The sequence below is a fragment of the Bradyrhizobium sp. USDA 3240 genome (assembly GCF_054063295.1).
The window spans coordinates 44,690-64,326 of sequence record NZ_JBSSGD010000002.1 but is presented as its reverse complement, the minus strand read 5'-3'; the positions used below and the strand labels follow the sequence as shown (position 1 = coordinate 64,326).

Here is a 19,637-nt window from a genome sequence, read left to right as displayed (position 1 = left end):
GTGCTGAGAATGACGACGACGAGCGCCTGTTCCGAACGTGCTTGCAGAGTTTTTCGGCTCACGGCGATGACGCTCCATCCTTCAAAATCATACGGTCCAACTCACGTCGGCTGATATCCGTTCCGGTTCCTGGCCGGGAACTTTCATCGATGTCAGCTGCGCGGGCGCGTCGGGGTCGCTTCTCGTTGCAGGCCAGAAACGCACAACGCCGCCCGCATTGAAATACGACGGGCGGCGTTGGTTCTAGCCCCAGGAGGAATGGCAAAATCCTGACATCATGGATACGCACGACAGAGCAATAAGGTTCAGTCTACGGCTCCGTACGATTCCGGTACTCCGAAGGAGCAAAGGAAACTGTCGGGGCGAGGTCTACGATGGTGTGACCAAGTTGTACTGGCCTCAGCGTGTACCCCCTCGCTGGGGCCCTTTCTTGAGGCCGCCGATTTATCGGCGCCGCGGGGCAGCGCACAGCGAGGTTCACTTGGCGTCCTTGCCCGGACGAGCGCGCTCTCGAAGCGCGGCGACGGCGTCAGCCAACGGCATCACAGAAACGGCCCTGGCGCGCGCTCGGAGGCTCACGGTGCCTTGTTGCGCTTCACGCTGTCCGACGACGGCGACGACTGGAATACTCGCCTCATGCGCGGCAACGATCCGTCGCGACAGCGTGTCGGCGCCGGCGAACAGGACGCCTCTGATGCCGGCAGCTTCGAGCGCATCGAGAACCTTGACCGCGTAATCGGAATGATCACGCGAGATCGGCGCGACGGCGACCTGGTCCGGAGACAGCCAGAACGGCAGCGCGCCGGCATGATGTTCAAGCAGCATCGCGATGACGCGGCCGATTGAACCGAACACGGCATGGTGGATCATCACCGGGATCGCGCGATCGCCGTCCGGTCCGACGTAGGACGCGTCGAGACGGCCCGGCAGAACGCTGTCGAGCTGAACCGTTCCGCATTGCCAGGACCGGCCCAGCCGATCGCGCAGCGCAAACTCCAGCTTGGGCCCATAGAAGGCGCCTTCGCCGGGCTGGATCTCGTACGACAGGCCGCATTGGCGGGCGGCCGCGGCAAGGCTCGCTTCCGCCCAATCCCATAATTCGTCCGAACCGGCGCGCGCGGCAGGCCGGGTGGAGAGCGACACCTCAGGCTCAGGGAAGCCGAACTCGGCATAGACTTCCGACAGCAGCGCAACGAAGCGGGCGACTTCACTGGGCACGTCCTGTTCGCGGCAGAACACATGGGCGTCGTCCTGCTCGAAGCCGCGCGTGCGCATCAATCCGTGCAGGGAGCCGGACGGCTCATCGCGGTGGCAGACGCCGAACTCGGCATAGCGCAGCGGCAGGTCGCGCCAGGAGCGCAGGCCCTTGTTGAAGATCTGGACGTGGCAGGACACGACATCGGCTTGAGCGCCATTGCGCGCTCGCCGTCGGCGAAGCCGAACATATGCGCGCCGAATTTTTCCCAATGGCCGCTTCGAATCCAAAGCTCGCGGGGCAGCAGCTGGGGCGTTCGAACCTCGGCATAGCCCAACCGGCGCATTTTCCGGCGGATGTAGTCCTCCAGCACCCGATAAAGCGTGTTGCCGCGCGGATGCCAGAACACCATCCCCGGCGCATCCTCCTGGATGTGCCAGAGATCGAGACGCGTTCCGAGGCTTCTGTGATCGAGATCGTCCATAGCTTGCTCTCCTGATTGGAAGCAGCGCGGACGAGTTTGCGCATGAAAAAAGCCCCGTCCGTCGCCGGCGGGGCCTTGTCTGGTTGTGCAGTCTGTTACCGCATACGACCAGGAGACGACCCGCCAAGGCTGGTCGTCGCGGTGGTCGAAGACATGGAACAGATGTTGCGCATGTCGCTATTCTGGATTGTCTCGCCGGTCTCGTCAACCTGCCCGTAGGACGAAGCTGCCACGACCTCGCGGAATGTGAATCGGATCACGCCCGTCATCCTGAGGAGCCGCGAAGCGGCGTCTCGAAGGATCGACGGCCCAGCTGTGGCCGTGCATCCTTCGAGGCTCGCTCCGCTCGCACCTCAGGATGACGGGACGGGCATCGCGACGACGGAGGAGCGACCGCTACGCGAAAAAGTCCCCGGACATCAGTTCGAGCGGCCGGTAGTGGTGCGGTCGGCGGCGCGGTCCCGGGCGGCGCAGCCTCAGTCGTTCGGCGATGCGGGCTCACGGTTCGCCCATATCGTTCTGCGTCAGGATGCCCTGGCGCAGCGCGAGGCGGACCAGCTCGATGTCCGTGCCGACGCCGAGCTTGTCCTTGATCAGGGAATGCAGGTTCGCGACCGTCTTGGGGCTGAGATGCAGCGCCTCGGCGATCTCGTCGGTGGTCTTTTCCGCAAGCAGCATGCGCAGCACCTCGAATTCCCGCGCGGTCAGGAGATCGGCGGCGGCGCTCTCGCCGGCGAGGTGGCTGAGCGCGAGTTCGTGGTCGATATCCGGACTGATCGCGATCTTGCCTGACAGCGCGTCCATCACCGCATGCACCAGCGTCTCCGGCGGACTGGTCTTGGTGACATAGCCGCTCGCGCCGGCGCGGATCGCCTGCACGGCAAAAGCTGCGTTCTGGTGCATGGTGAATACCAGGATCTTTGCGCGCTTGTCCCACTGCCTGAGGCGCCGGATGGCCTCGATGCCGCCGATGCCGGGCATCGACAGGTCCATGATGACGAGGTCGGGTCCGGTCTCCTTGTAGAGGCGATAGGCCTCGACGCCGTCGGAGGCTTCGGCCACGACGGCGAGGCCCGGCTGCTTCTGCAGCATCGCTCGATAACCCTCCCGAACGACGGCGTGGTCGTCGACCAGCATGATGGTTCGCGCCGTATTGCTCATGCCGCGCGTTCCACGAATGCGGCCTCTCGACCGGCCGCGACGGGAACGCTGACACGGAGCGAAGCGCCGTTGGGCTGTCCGGCCTCGAAGCTCAGCCGCCCGCCGAGCGCGGCGACCCGCTCGCGCATGCCGAGCAGTCCCATGCCGGACTTCACGTGAGGATCGCCCTGGGGATCGCCGGGTCTGCCATCATCGTCGATCGCGAGCACGATTTCGCTGCCGCCGCCGTCTGACGCCGTCTCGCGCATCTCAAGCCGCAGCGTGACGCGGGTGGCGCCGGCGTGCTTGGCCGCGTTGGTGAGCGCCTCCTGCACGATGCGGTAGAGGTTGGCGCCGGTGGAGGCGGGGATGCGCTCGAACGATCCCGCTATGGCGATCTCGAACCGCTGACGTCCCCGGCTGCGGCCGTTCCAGCCGGCGATCAGGCCCTCCAGGCTCGCCGCAAGGCCGAGTTCGTCGACATCGGGAGGCCGCAACCTGAACAGGGCGCCGCGCAACGTCTCCATCATGTCGGTCGCGGTGCGCGCGATGCCGTCGCATTCGGCGAGCAAAGGCGGGCAATCCTGGACCGCGGTCAGACGCGCCGAGGCAGCAAGCGCGCGGATCGCGGCCAGCGATTGCCCGAACTCGTCATGCAGCTCGCGCGCAAGATGCCGACGCTCCTCGTCCTGCACCACGATCAGTTTCTGGGTCAGCGCGTTGCGGTCGGACAGCGCGGTGGCGAGGCGTTCGGCGAGATGGTTGAAGACGTCGCCGATCGCCGACAATTCGGCGAGGTCGAACGGCGGCAGCCGCGCGGCGAGGTCGCCTGCGGCGATCCGCTCGAGCCCGTCGCGGATCAGCCGCGTCGGACGCAGCGCACGCGCCAGCGCCGCATAAACCAGCGCACAGAGCAGCGGCAGCGCGATCATCAGCACCGCCATCAGCCGGCCGGCGTCGTGCCAGGCTTCCGCCGTCAGCACCGCCGGATCGACCCAGACCACGGCCTCGCCGATCGCCTGGCCGCGCGCAATCACCGGGCGCACGGTCTCCCGGCCGGGATCGAACAGGCGGCGATAGAGCGCCGCAAAGGCCTGCGGCGGCGCGGCCGTATCGGTCTGCGTGCCGCCGCAGAAGCGCTGGCTGATCTCGCCGCTGTTGCTGCGAAACGCGAGGCACAGGCCGGGCGCCATGACCGAGGCGGCCACGCTGTCGAGATCGGGGAAATCGGAGCGCGGATTGTTCAGCCACTGGATCTTGCTCTGCTGCAGCTCCAGCGTCCTGGCGGCGACATCGGCAACGGCAGCGATTCTGGCGCGCACCGAGCGGTCGGCCTCGATTAGGAAGTAGCCGGAGATCGCTGCAAAGCACAGCATCGACACCGCAGCCACACGCAACGTCAGCCGCAGCTTCAGATCGCTTCCGGACCAATTCCACATTGGCGTATCCTCAGAGGTCGCAGACGACCTTCGGCGCGTGGTTGCGGGCAGGGCCGTCATGCCCATTAAACGGCAGAACGGAAGCAGCGAGAAGCACTGCCTTGGGTGCGGACCTCGGTCGTGAAAATTTCCCGGCAGCGGCCGGGAGGCGTTCCGCTGCGGCGCGGCGGCCTGCCGGCCTAGGCTGCGATCGAACCCGCACCAGCACTGAAAGGCTTCGATCATGCGCCAGTCCCGCCTCGTCTTGCACGTCCTCGCGTTGATCGGCCTTCTGGCCGGATATTGTCCGCTGCGCGCCGAGACCGGTGCCGCTGCGGCTTCCCCGCTTGGCGTCAGCATCGATGATTTCAGCTATACCGACACCTCGGGCGAGGTGATCGATCAGACCGCCACCCATCGGAAACGGCTGGATGCGTTCATGGCCGCGCTGCGCGCCGACGTCGCCGCCGAGCCGCGCTATCGCCTGGTCGCGCCCACGGCGCCCACAGGCGAGGCCCGGATCAAGGTGGTCGGCGGCGTGCAGAAGATGAGCACGCTGGTGCAGTGGGCCAAGGTGGCCGTCATCGATGTCGGCGCCAGCCGTGTGCTGTACGAAAAGCTCTACACGTTTCGCGGCGACAATGACGAGGCATGGGACCATGCGCGGATGTTCGTGTCGCGCGAGGTGCGCGCCGTTCTTGCGGCTGCGCTGCCGACTGCACCGGCCGCCGCCGTGGCGCCGATCGGGCTCGCCGTGTTCGCGTTCGAGCTCGAGGATAATTCCGCGGCACCGTCATCCGGCCTTGCAGGCTCGGACGCCGCCACGCTGGCCGATGTCACCCAGGGCGTCCGCGACCGGCTTGCGCAATCGGGCCGCTACCGCCTGGTCGATACCGCCGGCGCAATGGCTGAGCCCGCCAAGGTGCGGGCGCTGCGCGACTGCGACGGCTGCGAGGCGGCGATCGCGCAGAAGCTCGGCGCCGATCAATCGCTGATCGGCGTGATCAGGCGGGTCAGCCGAACCGAATACACGGTCGGCTTCCAGGTGCGCGACGCTCGCAGCGGCGTGGTCGTCTCGCGCGGCGACAGCGGCTTGCGGATGGGCGCCGATTATTCCTGGACCCGCGGCGCGGTTCACCTGGTCGGCGACCGCCTGCTCGCGGGCGGGGCGCAGCAGTAGCGATCCGGACCATCGCAAAGCGCGATAGCTGATAGACACATCATCTTCTATCGCCGGGCCTGTGTGTGGGCTATCACCGCCATCCGATCACCGCACAGGAGCCGCCGATGCGTTTGCCCGCCGTCCTTTTCGCGCTCTCGCTCGCTGCAAGCCCCGTGGCGGCCGAAGAGCCGTCGGGTACGCTGCAAAAGATCAAGGAGACCAGGAAGGTCACGCTCGGCTTTCAGGAAGCCTCCGTTCCCTTCAGTTATCTCGACGACAATCAGCGGCCGATCGGCTTCGCGCTCGATATCTGCCTCAAGATCGTCGATGCCGTGAAGAAGGAGCTGGGGTTGCCCGACATCGCGGTCGACTATCTGCCGGTGACCTCGTCGAACCGCATCCCGCTGATGGTCAACGGCACGATCGACCTGCATTGCTCGGCGACCACCAACAGCGCCGAGCGCCAGAAGCAGGTGACCTTCACCAACTCGCACTTCCTGAGCGCGACGCGATTTGCCGCCAAAAAGTCCGCCGGCATCAACACCATCGACGACCTCAAGGGCAAGTCGGTCACCGCCGTTGCAGGCTCGGTGAACCTGACGCAGCTCGTCAAGGTCAACACCGAACGCAAGCTCGGCATCAACGTTCTGCCGGCCAAGGACCAGGCCGAGGCGTTTTTGATGCTGGAGACCGATCGCGCCCAAGCCTATGCACTCGACGACGTCCAGCTTGCGGTGGCGATTGCGCGATCCAAGCAGCCTTCGCTCTACATGATCAGCGAGGAGGCGTTCTCGAAGGCCGAACCGTTCGGGATCATGCTGCGCCGGGAGGACGCGCCGTTCAAGGCGCTCGCGGACCGCGCGCCGGCCGAGCTCTACAAGAGCCCGGAGATCGAGGTCATGTACAAGAAGTGGCTGGAGCAGCCGACCCCGCCGAACGGCATCAACTACAACGTCCCGATCTCGCCGGCGCTGCGCAATGCGTTCGCCCATCCGAGCTCGAGCTTCGATCCCGACGTGTACGAGGTTGCGAAGTAGCGCGGTTACCATAGCCCGCATGAGCGATGCGATATGCGGGGTGTCAATCGTGGGAGCTGACGGAGCGGCCCCCGGATGTCGCTTCGCTCATCCGGGCTACGCCGAGGCGCAATAGTGCAACCGGAGAACAGATCACCGCGCCAGGCCGTCAATCTTTGGAACGGCTTTTCGCGCGCGCGGCCAAAAACGAAATAGCGCCTCATATACATCGGCGGGTTTTCTCCTAATCTTGCACCAGTTTTGACTGCTGATCAGGAGCCTGCGCCGGTGACCACGCCACCTCTCTCTCGACGTTCTGTGCTCGGCGTTCTTGCCGGAAGTCTGGTTGTGAGCGGCGTTCGCGCAGAGGGCGGGGCGGGCGCGGGTCCCGATCTCGGCGGCGTCACGTTGCGGGTGGCGTATTACAAAGGCGGTTGGCGTCCGCTGCTGCAGGCCGCCGGCGAGGACAAGACGCCCTACCGGATCGAGTGGAAGGAGCTCAACAATGGCGTGCTCCACATCGAGGCACTGAACGGCGATGCGCTCGACGTCGGTTCGGGCAGTGAGATTCCGGCGATGTTTGCCGCGCGCCAGAACGCCAAGGTGCGCTTCATCGCCGTCACCCATGAGGATCTCAATATCCAGGTCACCGTGGCGGCGGAGGATGCGCCGATCCATTCGATCGCCGATCTCAAGGGCAAGCGCGTCGGCTATGTGCGCGCGACAACGGCGCACTACTTCCTCGCCAAGCAGCTCGAGGAAGCAGGGCTTGCATTCGGCGATATCGAGGCCATCAATCTGACACCGTCGGACGGCTACTCGGCGTTCGCCTCCGGCAAGCTCGATGCCTGGGCGATCTACGGCTACAACGGCCAGCTCGCCATCGCCAAGCAGGGCGCGCGGCTGCTCAAGACCGGCGTCGGCTATCTCTCGGGCAACTTCCCGATCTACGCCAATCCGAAGGCGGTCGACGATCCGCTGCGCCACGCGGCCGTGAGCGATCTGCTGCTGCGGATCCAGCGCGCCTATGCGTTCGCCAACAAGAATTTTCCTCTCTATGCGGCGGCGCAGGTGGCCGAAACCCATCTGCCATTGCAGGACATCCTCGACCAGTTCGCCCGCCGCAGCGACGACTTCTCGCTCGCCGGCGTGAGCCCTGACGTGCCGGAGACCCACCAGAAGGTCGCCGACACCTTCCTCAAGCTCGGCGTGCTCGACGCGCGCGCGGAGGTCGGAAAATTCTGGGATACGAGCTTCAACGACGCGATCGCTGCGGGCGCAGCAAAGCTCGCGCGGAGTTGACGGCCGTCGTGAGGATGTAGCCCATATGGGCTAGGTGATCGACGGGCAGGTTCCCGGAGATCGCGGCATTCTTCGTCGCAAAACAGACGAGAAAGTTCCAGCGCGATCGCCGCCGGCTTGTGCCGTGCTGCCATGCAGGCCGGAAAGCTTGCGGGCCGCGCCAGGTCCGTACCATGATAGTGGGCGGTTCGAATGCGGGTCTGGTCAACGGGCCGGGCACGGCCTCCGAGGGGCCGGGCCAGTTTTGTTTGCAGCGGATGATTGTCGCTCATGCTGATTGTTGCCCGGAGCCGAAATTGAATCACGACACGTTGGCCAAGCTCACCGTCACCATCATCGTCCTGGTCGCGCTGCTGGTCTGGCGTGTCGCCGACCAGAAGAAGGCGATCGCATGCGGGCTGGACTGCCCGACCGACCTGTCGGCGAACCGGAAGCCCGCACAATAGGAACAGCCCGTTGACCGATGTCGCCTCGGTGGTGCGCGCCGCGCGCCTCTATCGGCCGTCGCGCGGCGCGTATATCGTTGGCGGCAAACACAAGATCGGTCCCGCGTGCCGGGTAACGACGTGAGGTGAGGAAGCGATGTCCGATATGCTGCTGTTTTCGCCGATGACCATCCGCGGCGTCACGCTGAAGAACCGCATCGTGGTGCCGCCGATGCATCAGTATTCCGCCGAGAAGGGCTTTCCGACCGACTGGCATCTGATGAATGCCGGCAAGTTCGCCGCCGGCGGTGCCGGCCTCGTGATCGTCGAATCGACCAAGGTCGAGCGTCGCGGTTGCGGAACGATCGGCGATCTCGGTATCTGGGACGACAAGTTCGTCGCGCCGCTCAGCCGGCTCGTCAGCTTCATCAAGCAGCAGAACGCGGTGGCCGGCATCCAGCTCGGCCATTCCGGCCGCAAGGCGCGCGCAAGCCGTCCCTGGGAAGGCGACCGTCCGCTCGAACGCAGCGCCGCGATCGAGGACTGGGACGCCTGGACCCCGGTGGCGCCGAGCGCGATCGCCCATAGCGAGCGCTGGCCGGCGCCGCGCGCGCTGGAAACGCATGAGGTGAAGGATCTCGTCGCGGCCTGGGGGCAGGCGGCGCGGCGCGCGCATGAGGCCGGGTTCGAGGTGCTGGAGCTGCACGGCGCCCATGGCTATCTCGTGCACGAATTCCTCTCCGCGCGCTCCAACCAGCGCAGCGATGAATATGGCGGCTCGGAAGCCAACCGGATGCGCTTCCTGATCGAGGTGACCGAGGCGGTGCGCGCGCACTGGCCGGATCACAAGCCGCTGTTCGTGCGGCTGTCGGTCGAGGACAATGCCGGCTGGGGTCCGGAGCAGAGCGCGCGGCTGGCGGCGATCCTGAAGGGGAAGGGCGTCGACGTGATCGACTGCTCGTCGGGGGGAATCAGCGAGATGGCGCCGATCCTGGGCAAGGAGATCAAATACAACTATCAGGTGCCGCTGGCGGAATATGTGCGCCGGCATGCCGATATCATGACCATGGCGGTCGGCCTGATCATCCATGGTGACCAGGCCGAGCAAATCCTGCGCAATAAACAAGCAGATTTGATCGCGGTCGGCCGGGAGATCCTCAATAACCCGAACTGGCCGATGGATGCCGCGCTAAAACTCGGGGTTGAAGGGCCATTTCGCAATGTTCCTCCGCAGTTTGGCTATTGGCTGGGCACTCGGGCCAAGCGCGGATTCGGGACTCGGCCATCGACCTGGCAGAACGGGTTGCGGGAGGCTGGGCCAGAGACCGACCGGGAGCTGACTTGAGGCCGGCTTTGGGGTGACTAAATGCTGATTTGGGGCTGACCAGGGCATCGTGACAGGACCGTAATGGTCTAGTGACGTGGCGGCCTTGATCCGACCAAAAAGCCGTTGTGTGGTGCCCCCGTCGGGGTGGGGCAGGCGAACGTTGCGGAACGTTGCCGGCCGATACGAAAAAGGATCGCGGATAATGCGCAAACATGTTGGCTTCTTCCTCGGGACGGTTGCGGGAGCGTGTCTCACCCTGCTCGTGGCCTCGCCGCAGGGGGCGCATCTGTTCGCCGTCGCCAATGCCGCCGCGCATGCCGACAACACCTATTCGCAGCTCAATCTGTTCGGCGAGGTGTTCGAGAAGATCAAGACCGACTACGTCGAGAAGCCCGAGGACTCCAAGCTCGTCGAAGGGGCGATCAACGGCATGATCTCCTCGCTCGATCCGCACTCCCGCTACATGAACGAGAAGGGCTGGGCGGAGATGCAGGAGACCACGCATGGCGAGTTCGGCGGCCTCGGCATCGAGGTCACGATGGAGGACGGCTTCGTCAAGGTGGTGGCGCCGATCGACGACACGCCGGCTTCGCGCGCCGGCATCATGTCGGGCGACGTGATCACCTCGATCGACGATGAGCAGATTCAGGGCCTGACGCTCGACCAGGCCGTCAACAAGATGAAGGGTGCGCCCAACAGCTCGATCCGGCTGAAGCTCATCCGCAAGGACGCCGACAAGCCGATCGAGGTCTCGATCACACGGGAGATCATCCGCGTCCGCCCGGTGAAGTATCACGTAGAGGGCGGCGACATCGGCTACATCAGGATCACCTCGTTCAACGAGCAGACCACCGAGGGCCTGCGCAAGGCGATCGGCGAGATCCAGAAGCAGGTCCCGCAGGACAAGCTCGACGGTTATGTCGTCGACCTCCGCAACAACCCGGGCGGCCTGCTCGACCAGGCGGTCTCGGTCACCTCGACGCTGATGCAGCGCGGCGAGGTGGTTTCGACCCGCGGCCGCAATCCGGAAGAGACCCAGCGCTTCACCGCCCATGGCGGCGACATGACCAAGGGCAGGCCGTTGGTGGTGCTGATCAATGGTGGCTCGGCCTCGGCCTCCGAAATCGTCGCCGGCGCGCTGCACGACCACAAGCGCGCGACCCTGATCGGCACCCGCTCGTTCGGCAAGGGATCGGTGCAGACCATCATTCCGCTCGGCGCCGGCAATGGCGCGCTGGCGCTGACCACGGCGCGCTATTTCACCCCGTCGGGCCATTCGATCCAGGCGCTTGGCATCAAGCCCGACATCGAGGTGCTGCAGGACGTGCCGGACGAGTTCAAGACCCGCTCCGAGATCAAGGGCGAGGCCTCGATGCGCGGCCACCTCGCGGCCGAAGGCGGCGAGCAGACCGGTTCGCAATCCTACGTGCCGCCGGACGAGAAGAACGACAAGGCGCTGGCCGCGGCGTTCAACCAGCTGCGCGGCGTCACCGTGAACGCCGACGCCAAGAACGCGGACACCAAGGCCGCGCAGAAGCGGCCGGTGCCGAACTAGGCGCCGTCGTTTTCCGGTCGAAGCCGCTCGCTGCGGCAAGGTCCATGGACCTTGCCGGCTGGATCCGACCCGACACCTTGCGCGTCAATTGGGTACTGCGCGTCCGTGATCTTGCGCGATCTCGGTGGCCTGGTAGGCGAGATTTTGCCAGCGGCCGCCGAGCCTGACCCAAACGGACAGAAATCGCGCTCGATAATCGAACGAGGCCGGACCGTTGCGGCCTGACGCCAGCCAGCGTCCGACGACGACCGCCGTGTCCTGGTACAGCCGGATATCAAGCTCGTCGACGCGCGCGGCGTCCCAATGGCGCGTTCCGCTCCGGTACGAGGCGAGCACGTCCGCTTTGGTCTCGATCGCCCCGCCGGGTTGCACGATGACGTAGTCCGGGTGGATCAATCGATCGATCACATCCAGGTCGAGCGTCAGGTGCGCCGCGGCAAGTGCGTGCTCCGCAGCGGCAACCGCATCGAGGTCGGTGTTCGACGGAGCCAAGCGCGGGGGGTCTCCTGATCAGGCGGTCACGCCGCGCCGGCGACGGGTTTGCGCCGGCGCGTGGCGGTTGGACCCGCAGCGGGGCCGCGGCGATGCCCGGCCAGGAGCTCGCGGATCTGGGCGGCCGGCTTCGGCGGGCTGAACAGATAGCCCTGCATTTCCGAACAGCCGAGCTCGCGCAGCAATTGCTGCTGCTGTGCGGTCTCGACGCCTTCCGCCGTCGTGGTCATGCTGCGCTCGGCGGCGATATTGACGACGGCCTCGACGATGCCGGCCGAACCTTGCGGATCGGCGATATCGGTGACGAAGCAGCGGTCGATCTTGATCTTGTCGAACGGAAAGCGCTTCAGATAGCTCAGCGACGAATAGCCGGTGCCGAAATCGTCAAGCGCGATCCTGATGCCGATGGCGCGAAGCTGGTGCAGCGCGGCCAGCGCCGTCTCGTCGTCGCGGATCAGCACGGCCTCGGTGATCTCGAGCTCCAGCCGGCCCGCCGACAGGCCTGATGCCGCCAGCGCGCCGATCACCTTGAGCGCCAGCGTGCCGGTCCGGAACTGGACCGGCGAGACGTTGACCGCGAGCTTGACGTGATCGGGCCAGTTCACGGCTTCCTTGCAGGCCGTCATCAGCACCCATTCGCCGAGCTGGTTGATCAGGCCGGTCTCCTCGGCGATCGGCACGAAGTCAGCCGGCGAGATCATGCCGCGCACCGGATGGCGCCAGCGCACCAGCGCCTCGCAGCCGGTGATCTCGTTGCTGCGCAGGTCGACGCAGGGCTGGTAATACACTTCGAGCCCGCTGCCCGCGGCGATGGTCTGCCGCAGCTCCACCTCGAGCTCGCGGCGGGCGCGGGCATCGGCGTCCATCGCCGATTCGAAGAAACGCGCGACGCGCCGGCCCGCTGACTTCGCCGCATACATCGCAAGGTCGGCGTTCTTCATGATCTGGTCGAGATCGGTGCCATCCCTCGGCGCCAGCGCAATGCCGATGCTGGCGTCGGTCGTGACCTGGTGGCCGAGGCATTGATAGGGCGAACGGATCACCTCGTAGATGCGTGCAACGAGGTCGGTGACCTCGATGTCGTTCTTCACGCCGGTCTGCACGATCGCGAATTCGTCGCCGCCGAGCCGGGCGACGAAATCGCCGTCGCCGATCACGCCGCTCAGCGTCCGCGCAACGGACTTGAGCAGCTCATCGCCGACCATGTGACCGAGCGAGTCGTTGACGCCCTTGAATTCGTCGATGTCGATATAGAGCACCGCGAGCTGGCTGTCGGGGGCGACATGCGGCAGCTCGCGCTTGATCTCCTCGTGGAACAGCGCGCGGTTCGGCAGGTCGGTGAGCGCATCATAGTGGGCAAGATGCGTGATGCGCTCCTCGGCGCGGCGGCGTTCGGTGACGTCCTCGTGGGTCGCAAGCCAGCCGCCATCGGCCAGCGGCTCGTTGACGACCTGGATCGAGCGCCCGTCGGGCGTCGCGATCACCATGGTGTTGCGAATGCCGACGTCGCGCAGCACGAGGTTGACGTAGCGCTCGACGTCGCCCTGGAATGAACCGGTCAGGTGGCGATGCACGATGACGTCGCGGAAGCTGCAGCCAGGCCGGATGATGTCGGCGGACAATCCGTACATCTCGATATAGCGCTTGTTGCAGATCACCAGCCGCTGCGCGGCATCGAACAGCAACAGCCCCTGCGTCATGTTGTTGACGGCGGTGTCGAGCCGGAGCTTCTCCAGCGTCAGGCGCTGCTGCTGGGTTCGGTGCTGCTGCAACAGCTTGCGCACCACCAGCGTCAGCAGGATCGCGATCGCCAGCACCGATGCTGCGGTCACCGCGATCAGCATGCCGATCTGCTCGCGCCAGTTGGCGAGTGCCGCTTCCGTAGTGGTCGTGGCGACGACGACGATCGGGAATTTGGTGAGCGCCCGCGACGACACCAGGCGGTCCTTGCCATCGACCGGGCTGGTCATGCGCGAGGTGCTCTCGGGCTGCTCGAACACCTGCTGCTGATTGGCCGGACCGGTGCGGAAATTCTTCCCGATCATCTCCTCGACATGGGGATAGCGCGCCAGCAGCGTGCCGTCGCGATGGTGCATCGAGATCGCGGCGCCTTCGCCGAGCGCAACGGTCGAGAAGAATTTCTCGAAGGTCGCCGGCTCGATGCCGCGCCCGACCACGCCGAGGAACTCGCCATGCGGGCCCGTGACCTTGCGGACGATCGCGGTGGTCCAGTTTCCGCTGACGCGGCTGACCACCGGCGCGACCATCATGTCGGGCGAGTAGGGGCTGGATTTGAAGATATTGAAGTAGTCGCGATCGGCGATCGAGGCCTGCGGCAGCGGCCAGGCGCCCGAGCTGTTGATCAGCGCGCCGTCGGCGTCGAACACGTTGAGGCTGCCGACATTGGACAGCGCGTCCATCTTGGACTTGAGCATCGCATGGATGTCGGCGGCGGACATCCGGCGCTTGTAGTTCTCCGGCGTCGCGATCCCGTTGTCGCGCATGAATGCGATCAGGTCGCGCTGGACCACCTCGAGGTCGTCGAGCTGCTGGTCGAAATGCCGCGCCAGCAGCAGCACGGTATTCTCCAGCTCGCGCTCGCTGTTGTGCAGGGCGCGCTCGCGGAAATTCTCCGCCATCAAGGTGGCGCCGATCGCAATCGCGGCCATCAGCACCGCGCCGCCAAGGATCAGCCAGCGGATCGGACCGCTGCCGATCACTGAGGTGACGTTGAACGAGGCGCTGCCGTTTTGCTTCATCTGACGCTATCGCTTCCAGGCGTTTCACCCGGAAGTAGCTTTCACGCACCTCCGGCCCGCGAAAGTCGTATCCAAACGAAGTGGAGCGCCGGTTAGCGAGATTGGTTAACGAATGCTTGCGGGTGGCCGCGAGAAGTCATGTTCTCTGGATGATCCGGAAGTGAATCCGAAAGAGGTGGAGCCAACGCGACTAGACCCCGAAAGAATGTCGCATCTGAGTAGTCATGCGCTGGACAGCATCGGTATATCGACCCTGGGAAAATTTTTGATCGGCTATGTAAAGAACAAAGATAATTCCGACGGCAATAAGCAGCCCTTTCACCAGACCCTCCTCGTCATCATCGCTCTGGCAATAACCGGCGGAAGTTCTGTGTGTTCCGATTTGGGATTTCCAAGTGCGGTAGACCGCACTCACCTTGATTGGATTCGAACAACGGATAATCGCCACCGCTTATCGTCCTGAGATCGGTGCGGCACGTCGTCGATAATCCACAACGGGACAATTAGTTCCCGAAACGGAACTGCAATTTTTGCCGGTCGGTGCGGCTACACGGAATCTCTTGCCGCGTACGAAGTCGATGTAATCATCCGTTTACGATCTAAGTCCATGACCATACTCGACGTCATCGTCGGCACATTGTTTGCGTGTCGTCTCGCAAGATTCAGTACGTGAGTGTTGTCATAATGAAGAAGCTTGTGCAGAATTTTTGCGCCGACGAAACCGGCGCGACCGCGATCGAATACGGGCTGATCGCAACCGGCATCGCGATCGCGATCATTGCCGCGGTCAAGGGCGTCGGTACCAAGCTCTCGGGCACCTTCAATACGATAAGCGGTTCACTGAAGTGATCGAACGCACTCGCGATCACTTGCCCGCGCGATAGTGCCCGGACTTGCCGCCGATCTTCTCGACCAGGTGAATGCCTTCGATCCGGATGCCGCGGTCGACCGCCTTGACCATGTCGTAGATCGTCAGGCAGGCAACCGAAACCGCGGTCAATGCCTCCATCTCGACGCCGGTCGGGCCTGTCACCTTGACGCCGGCGCGGACGATGCAGCCGGGCAGCTTGTCGTCCGTTGCGATATCGATCGTAACCTTGGTCAGCGCCAGCGGATGGCAAAGCGGGATCAATTCCGAGGTCCGCTTTGCCGCCATGATGCCTGCGATCCGCGCGGTCGCCAGCACGTCGCCTTTCTTGGCCTGTCCAGACTCGATCAGTGCCAGCGTTGCCTTGCTCATAAGGACGCGGCCTTCGGCGACCGCGGTCCGTTCGGTTGCCGGCTTGGCCGAGACGTCGACCATGCGCGCCTCGCCCTTGGCGTCGATATGGGTGAGGGCGGTGCCGGGTCCCTTCGATCCGGCTTTGGCCTTGCGCGCCATCGCGTCAGCGCGTGCCGGTGGCGCGCGGTGCCGTCTGCCGCGTCAGCAACGCGCGGGTGGCCGCGGTGACGTCCTGCTGGCGCATCAGGCTCTCGCCGACCAGGAAGGTCGACATCCCGACGCGCTCGAGCCGTGCGAGGTCCTCTGGCGTGAAGATGCCGCTTTCGCCGACCATCAGCCGGTCGCCCGGGATCAGCGGCGCCAGCGTCTCGCTGGTCGCAAGCGTGGTCTCGAAGGTGCGCAGATTGCGGTTGTTGACGCCGATCATCGGCGAGCGAAGTTTTAGGGCACGGTCGAGCTCGGCGCGGTCGTGGATCTCGATCAGCACGTCCATACCGTAGCCGAGCGCGGCATCCTCGATCTCCCTTGCCGCCGTGTCGTCGAGCGCGGCCATGATGATCAGGATGCAGTCGGCGCCGTGGGCACGCGCCTCCGCCACCTGGTAGGTGTCGAACATGAAATCCTTGCGCAGCACCGGCAGATTGGTCGCAGCGCGGGCCGCGACCATGAAGTCGAGATGGCCCTGGAACGAGGGCGCGTCCGTCAGCACCGACAGGCACGCCGCGCCGCCCGCCTCATAGGCTTTCGCGAGCACGGGCGGATCGAAGTCGGCCCGGATCAGCCCCTTCGAGGGTGAGGCCTTCTTCACCTCCGCGATCAGCGCGTAGTCGCCGCGTGCATGCTTGTCCTTCAGCGCACGGACGAAGCCGCGCGGGGCCGAGGCCGCCTTCGCCTGCGCCTCGACGTCGGCAAGCGGACGCGCGCGCTTCGCGGCGGCGATCTCCTCGCGCTTGTAAGCCTCGATCTTGGTCAGGATGTCGGACATGTCTCGCGCTCTCAGCCGTTGGAAACCGCGACCAGATGCTTCAACCGCGCCGCGGCCGCGCCGCTGTCGAGCGACTGGGCGCCGATCGCCACGCCTTCCTTCAAATCCTTGGCACGGCCGGCCACGATCAGGGCTGCGGCCGCGTTGAGCAAAGCGACGTCACGATAGGCGCTCGGCTTGCCCTGGAGCACGCTCGACAGCGCGATCGCATTGGCATCGGCATCGCCGCCTTTGAGCGCCTCGCCGCCGACGCGGCCGAGGCCGGCATCTTCGGGCGTCACCTCTGATGTCCTGATCTCGCCGTTCTCGAGCGTTGCAACGAAGGTCGGGCCGGTGAGGGTGATCTCGTCGAGGCCGTCGGAGCCGTGCACGACCCAGACCTTGTCGGAGCCGAGGTTCTTCAGCACCTGCGCCAGTGGCTGCACCCATTGCCGCGAGAACACGCCGACCATCTGCCGCTTGACGCCGGCCGGGTTCGACAGCGGCCCAAGCAGGTTGAAGATGGTGCGGGTGGCGAGCTCGACCCGGGTCGGGCCGACATTCTTCATGGCCGGATGATGCGAAGGCGCGAACATGAAGCCGATACCGGCTTCCTTGACGCAGCGCCCGACTTGCGCGGGCGTCAGGTCGAGCTTGACGCCGAGCGCGGCCAGCACATCGGCGGCGCCGGAACGCGACGACAGCGCGCGGTTGCCGTGCTTGGCAACGGGCACGCCGGCGCCGGCCACGATGAAGGCCGCGCAGGTCGAGACGTTGACCGAGCCGGAGCCGTCGCCGCCGGTGCCGACGATGTCGACGGCCTCCGCCGGTGCGGTGACCGGCAGCATCTTGCGGCGCATCGCGGGTCACCGCGCCGGTGATCTCCTCGACGGTCTCGCCACGCACCCGCAGCGCCATCAACAGCCCGCCCATCTGCGAGGGCGTGGCTTCGCCCGACATCATGCTGTCGAAGGCTGACGCCGCTTCTTCACGCGTCAGCGTGGCGCCGGTGGCGACTTTTCCGATGATCGATTTCAGGTCGTCCATTCGCTGGCTCAGGGTCTGTTGTTGGAGCTTGATCGCCGCGCAGCGCGTTGTCGCGCTGTCCCGATCATGCTCAATTATTCGCGCCTGTCACCTGTGCGAAGGCTGCCTGGTTGACGGTCACACCGATGTCGGTCTCGATCTTCGCGACATATTGCGCGACCTGCTCGTCGCTGAGCGAGCGCCGCAGCGCCTCGGTGAGCTGCTTGACCTCATTGGAGGCGAAGTCGACCGGGGGCACCGTCACGTCGGTGACGCGGAACACCACCCACTGGCTGCCGCCGGCCGCGGAGGTCTGTCCGTCGCTGTCCTTGGCGGTGCGGAATGCGGCCGCGAGCACGCCGGCCGGCACGTTGGGCAGCGTGGCCTCGCGGCGGAAGTTCGCAGCGGTCTCGACCTTGACGCCGGCCGCGGCGGCCTCGTCGGCGAGCTTGGCGCCGCCGTCGAGCTTCTGGACGATCTCGGTCGCCTTGGCGCGCAGCTTGGCGGAGATCTGGTCCTCGCGCCATTTGGCCTCGACCTGGTCGCGGACCTCGTCGAGGGTGCGCTCGCGCGACGGCGTGATGCCGAGCACGTCGTACCAGACATAGCCGTTGTTGAACTGGATCGGGTCGTTGTCGACGCCGACGTCGCTGTTGAAGGCCTGCGACACCACGTCGAGGCCGCGCGGGATGTTTGAAGCGACCTGGCCGTTCGGCAGACGCCCCGAGCGATCGATCGCGTCGACGGTGACCGCGGTCAATTTCAGCTTCTGCGCCGCGTCGAGGACGCTGGAGCCACCGCCGCGCTCGTCTTCCATCTTGTCGCGGAGCTCGGCGACCTTGGTGCGGGCACGCTCGGTCGCGATCTCGTTCTTCACCTGCTGCGCAAGGCTCTCATAGCTCGGGGTCACGCCGGGCTCGATCTTGCCGACCTTGACCAGCGCCACGCCGAAGCGGCCCTGGACCGGCTGGCTGACTTCACCTGTGGGCAGGGAGAAGGCGGCGTCGCCGACGGCCGGATCAAGGATCGCAGATTTCGCGACCAGCCCGAGATTGACGTCGGCGGGATTGAGCTTGCGCTCCTTGGCGATGTCGTCGAACGAGGCGCCCGAGGTGATGCGGGCGCGGGCGGCCTGCGCCTCACCGGCGTCCGGAAACACGATCTGCGAGACCTCGCGCTTCTCGGGCGTGCTGAGCCGGTCCTTGCGCTCCTCGAAGATCTTCTTGGCGTCCTCGTCGGACACGGTTTCCCACTTGCCGATTTCTTCCGGCGTGATCGCGACGAAGGCGATCTTACGGTACTCGGGCGCGCGGAACTGGACCTTGTGGTCCTCGAAATAGGCGGCCAGCGCCTCGGGTGAGGGCGGATCGATGGTGCCGGCCTGCGCGGCGCCGAGCGTGACGAAGTCGATCGAGCGTTGCTCGTTCTGGAAACGGGTCAGTGCCTCGACCATCGATTTGGTCGGCTCGATCCCGGACGAGATGGTGCCGGCGATCTGCCGCCGCAGGCCGACGCGGCGCTGCTCGGCGATGTAGCGGCCCTCGGTGTAGCCGAAGTTGCGGATCACGGACTGGAAGCGCTGCGGATCGAACTGGCCGTTGAGGCCCTTGAAGTTCGGATCGTTGTAGATCGTGCGCAGCACCTCGGCATCGGACTGGTTGAGGCCCATGCGGCGCGCTTCCTCGTCCAGTGCGGCCTCCGCGAGCGTCTGCTGCAGCACCTGGCGATCAATGCCGAAGGCGCGCGCTTGGTCCGGGGTCAGCGGCCGGCCGAACTGCCGGCCAAGCTGCTGTAGCCGGTCGGTATAGATCTGGCGGAATTGCTCGGCCGAAATTTCGGTCCCGCCCACCTTCGCGAAGGTCGATTGGCCAAACCCCTTGAAGATGTCGGCAATGCCCCAAATTCCGAAACTGACGATCAAAACGCCCATCACCACGGCCATAATGGTCTTGCCGAGCCAGTTTGATGAGGCTTTCCGCATTCCTCGAAGCATGGGTCCAACTTGTTTTACAGGAGGGGAACCGGGTCGTGCCCAAATCGGACCAAAAGTGGGGACTTTTTGTCCGGCAGCAGGGCGTCACCGAATTGAAAACGCTTATAAAGTGGCTCGTGTCCCCCCGCAACCTCGAGCGCGCGGGCGGAAGCGTCGC

17 protein-coding genes and 1 pseudogene are annotated in these 19,637 nt (G+C 65.4%); 8 read left to right on the top strand and 10 right to left on the bottom strand.

What is annotated here, in order from left to right:
- Nucleotides 1-477: 477 nt before the first annotated feature.
- The 4 genes from ACVIGA_RS00655 to ACVIGA_RS00640 all read right to left on the bottom strand — a co-directional run bounded on the left by ACVIGA_RS00655 (nucleotide 478) and on the right by ACVIGA_RS00640 (nucleotide 4,258).
- Nucleotides 478-1,338 carry an aminoacyl--tRNA ligase-related protein gene (locus tag ACVIGA_RS00655; protein WP_456670709.1) on the bottom strand — a complete coding sequence of 287 codons (861 nt, stop codon included), beginning with the start codon at nucleotides 1,336-1,338 and terminating at the stop codon, nucleotides 478-480.
- On the bottom strand, nucleotides 1,275-1,679 hold the full coding sequence (locus ACVIGA_RS00650; protein WP_456664931.1) for a hypothetical protein: 405 nt from the start codon (nucleotides 1,677-1,679) through the stop codon (nucleotides 1,275-1,277). The genes ACVIGA_RS00655 and ACVIGA_RS00650 overlap by 64 nt, the downstream gene beginning before the upstream one ends.
- Before the next feature lie 498 nt (nucleotides 1,680-2,177).
- Entirely contained in the window at nucleotides 2,178-2,840 is a 663-nt protein-coding gene (locus tag ACVIGA_RS00645; protein ID WP_456664930.1) for a response regulator transcription factor, read from the bottom strand.
- Complete coding sequence (locus tag ACVIGA_RS00640; protein WP_456664929.1) at nucleotides 2,837-4,258, bottom strand: histidine kinase; 1,422 nt, start codon at nucleotides 4,256-4,258, stop codon at nucleotides 2,837-2,839. Before ACVIGA_RS00640 ends, ACVIGA_RS00645 begins: the two co-directional genes overlap by 4 nt.
- A 223-nt stretch (nucleotides 4,259-4,481) precedes the next feature.
- Here ACVIGA_RS00640 and ACVIGA_RS00635 point away from each other — a divergent pair, with 223 nt between their 5' ends.
- From ACVIGA_RS00635 to ACVIGA_RS00610, 6 genes are all read left to right on the top strand, one after another.
- Nucleotides 4,482-5,417, top strand: a complete 936-nt coding sequence (locus ACVIGA_RS00635) for a DUF2380 domain-containing protein (protein WP_456664928.1) — start codon at nucleotides 4,482-4,484, stop codon at nucleotides 5,415-5,417.
- A 107-nt stretch (nucleotides 5,418-5,524) separates the two neighbouring features.
- Nucleotides 5,525-6,436 carry an amino acid ABC transporter substrate-binding protein gene (locus ACVIGA_RS00630; protein ID WP_456664927.1) on the top strand — a complete coding sequence of 304 codons (912 nt, stop codon included), beginning with the start codon at nucleotides 5,525-5,527 and terminating at the stop codon, nucleotides 6,434-6,436.
- A gap of 267 nt (nucleotides 6,437-6,703) precedes the next feature.
- Nucleotides 6,704-7,717, top strand: a complete 1,014-nt coding sequence (locus ACVIGA_RS00625) for an ABC transporter substrate-binding protein (RefSeq protein WP_456664926.1) — start codon at nucleotides 6,704-6,706, stop codon at nucleotides 7,715-7,717.
- Between the two features lie 296 nt (nucleotides 7,718-8,013).
- Nucleotides 8,014-8,163, top strand: a complete 150-nt coding sequence (locus tag ACVIGA_RS00620; RefSeq protein WP_456664925.1) for a hypothetical protein — start codon at nucleotides 8,014-8,016, stop codon at nucleotides 8,161-8,163.
- Nucleotides 8,164-8,299: 136 nt separating this feature from the next.
- Nucleotides 8,300-9,487, top strand: a complete 1,188-nt coding sequence (locus ACVIGA_RS00615) for an NADH:flavin oxidoreductase/NADH oxidase (RefSeq protein ID WP_456664924.1) — start codon at nucleotides 8,300-8,302, stop codon at nucleotides 9,485-9,487.
- A 184-nt stretch (nucleotides 9,488-9,671) separates the two neighbouring features.
- Nucleotides 9,672-11,024, top strand: a complete 1,353-nt coding sequence (locus ACVIGA_RS00610; RefSeq protein ID WP_456664923.1) for a S41 family peptidase — start codon at nucleotides 9,672-9,674, stop codon at nucleotides 11,022-11,024.
- Between the two features lie 84 nt (nucleotides 11,025-11,108).
- Here ACVIGA_RS00610 and ACVIGA_RS00605 read toward each other — a convergent pair whose 3' ends face one another.
- Together ACVIGA_RS00605 and ACVIGA_RS00600 are read right to left on the bottom strand one after the other, a co-directional pair.
- Nucleotides 11,109-11,516, bottom strand: a complete 408-nt coding sequence (locus ACVIGA_RS00605) for a nuclear transport factor 2 family protein (RefSeq protein WP_456664922.1) — start codon at nucleotides 11,514-11,516, stop codon at nucleotides 11,109-11,111.
- A 26-nt stretch (nucleotides 11,517-11,542) separates the two neighbouring features.
- Complete coding sequence (locus tag ACVIGA_RS00600; RefSeq protein ID WP_456664921.1) at nucleotides 11,543-14,275, bottom strand: bifunctional diguanylate cyclase/phosphodiesterase; 2,733 nt, start codon at nucleotides 14,273-14,275, stop codon at nucleotides 11,543-11,545.
- 112 nt (nucleotides 14,276-14,387) lie between these two features.
- Between ACVIGA_RS00600 and ACVIGA_RS00595 the strand changes: the two genes are divergently transcribed.
- A complete protein-coding gene (locus ACVIGA_RS00595; RefSeq protein ID WP_456664920.1) occupies nucleotides 14,388-14,738 on the top strand; it encodes a hypothetical protein in 351 nt (116 codons plus the stop codon).
- 221 nt (nucleotides 14,739-14,959) lie between these two features.
- Nucleotides 14,960-15,124 carry a Flp family type IVb pilin gene (locus ACVIGA_RS00590; RefSeq protein ID WP_223967310.1) on the top strand — a complete coding sequence of 55 codons (165 nt, stop codon included), beginning with the start codon at nucleotides 14,960-14,962 and terminating at the stop codon, nucleotides 15,122-15,124.
- A 16-nt stretch (nucleotides 15,125-15,140) separates the two neighbouring features.
- On the opposite strand, the gene moaC is transcribed toward ACVIGA_RS00590, so the two are convergent.
- From moaC to ACVIGA_RS00570, 4 genes and pseudogenes are all read right to left on the bottom strand, one after another.
- On the bottom strand, nucleotides 15,141-15,656 hold the full coding sequence (gene moaC, locus ACVIGA_RS00585; protein ID WP_456664919.1) for a cyclic pyranopterin monophosphate synthase MoaC: 516 nt from the start codon (nucleotides 15,654-15,656) through the stop codon (nucleotides 15,141-15,143).
- 4 nt (nucleotides 15,657-15,660) lie between these two features.
- A complete protein-coding gene (gene trpC, locus ACVIGA_RS00580) occupies nucleotides 15,661-16,482 on the bottom strand; it encodes an indole-3-glycerol phosphate synthase TrpC (protein WP_456664918.1) in 822 nt (273 codons plus the stop codon).
- Between the two features lie 11 nt (nucleotides 16,483-16,493).
- Nucleotides 16,494-17,508 (bottom strand): annotated as a pseudogene (gene trpD, locus ACVIGA_RS00575) (anthranilate phosphoribosyltransferase).
- A gap of 70 nt (nucleotides 17,509-17,578) precedes the next feature.
- On the bottom strand, nucleotides 17,579-19,480 hold the full coding sequence (locus ACVIGA_RS00570; protein ID WP_456664917.1) for a SurA N-terminal domain-containing protein: 1,902 nt from the start codon (nucleotides 19,478-19,480) through the stop codon (nucleotides 17,579-17,581).
- Nucleotides 19,481-19,637: the final 157 nt, after the last annotated feature.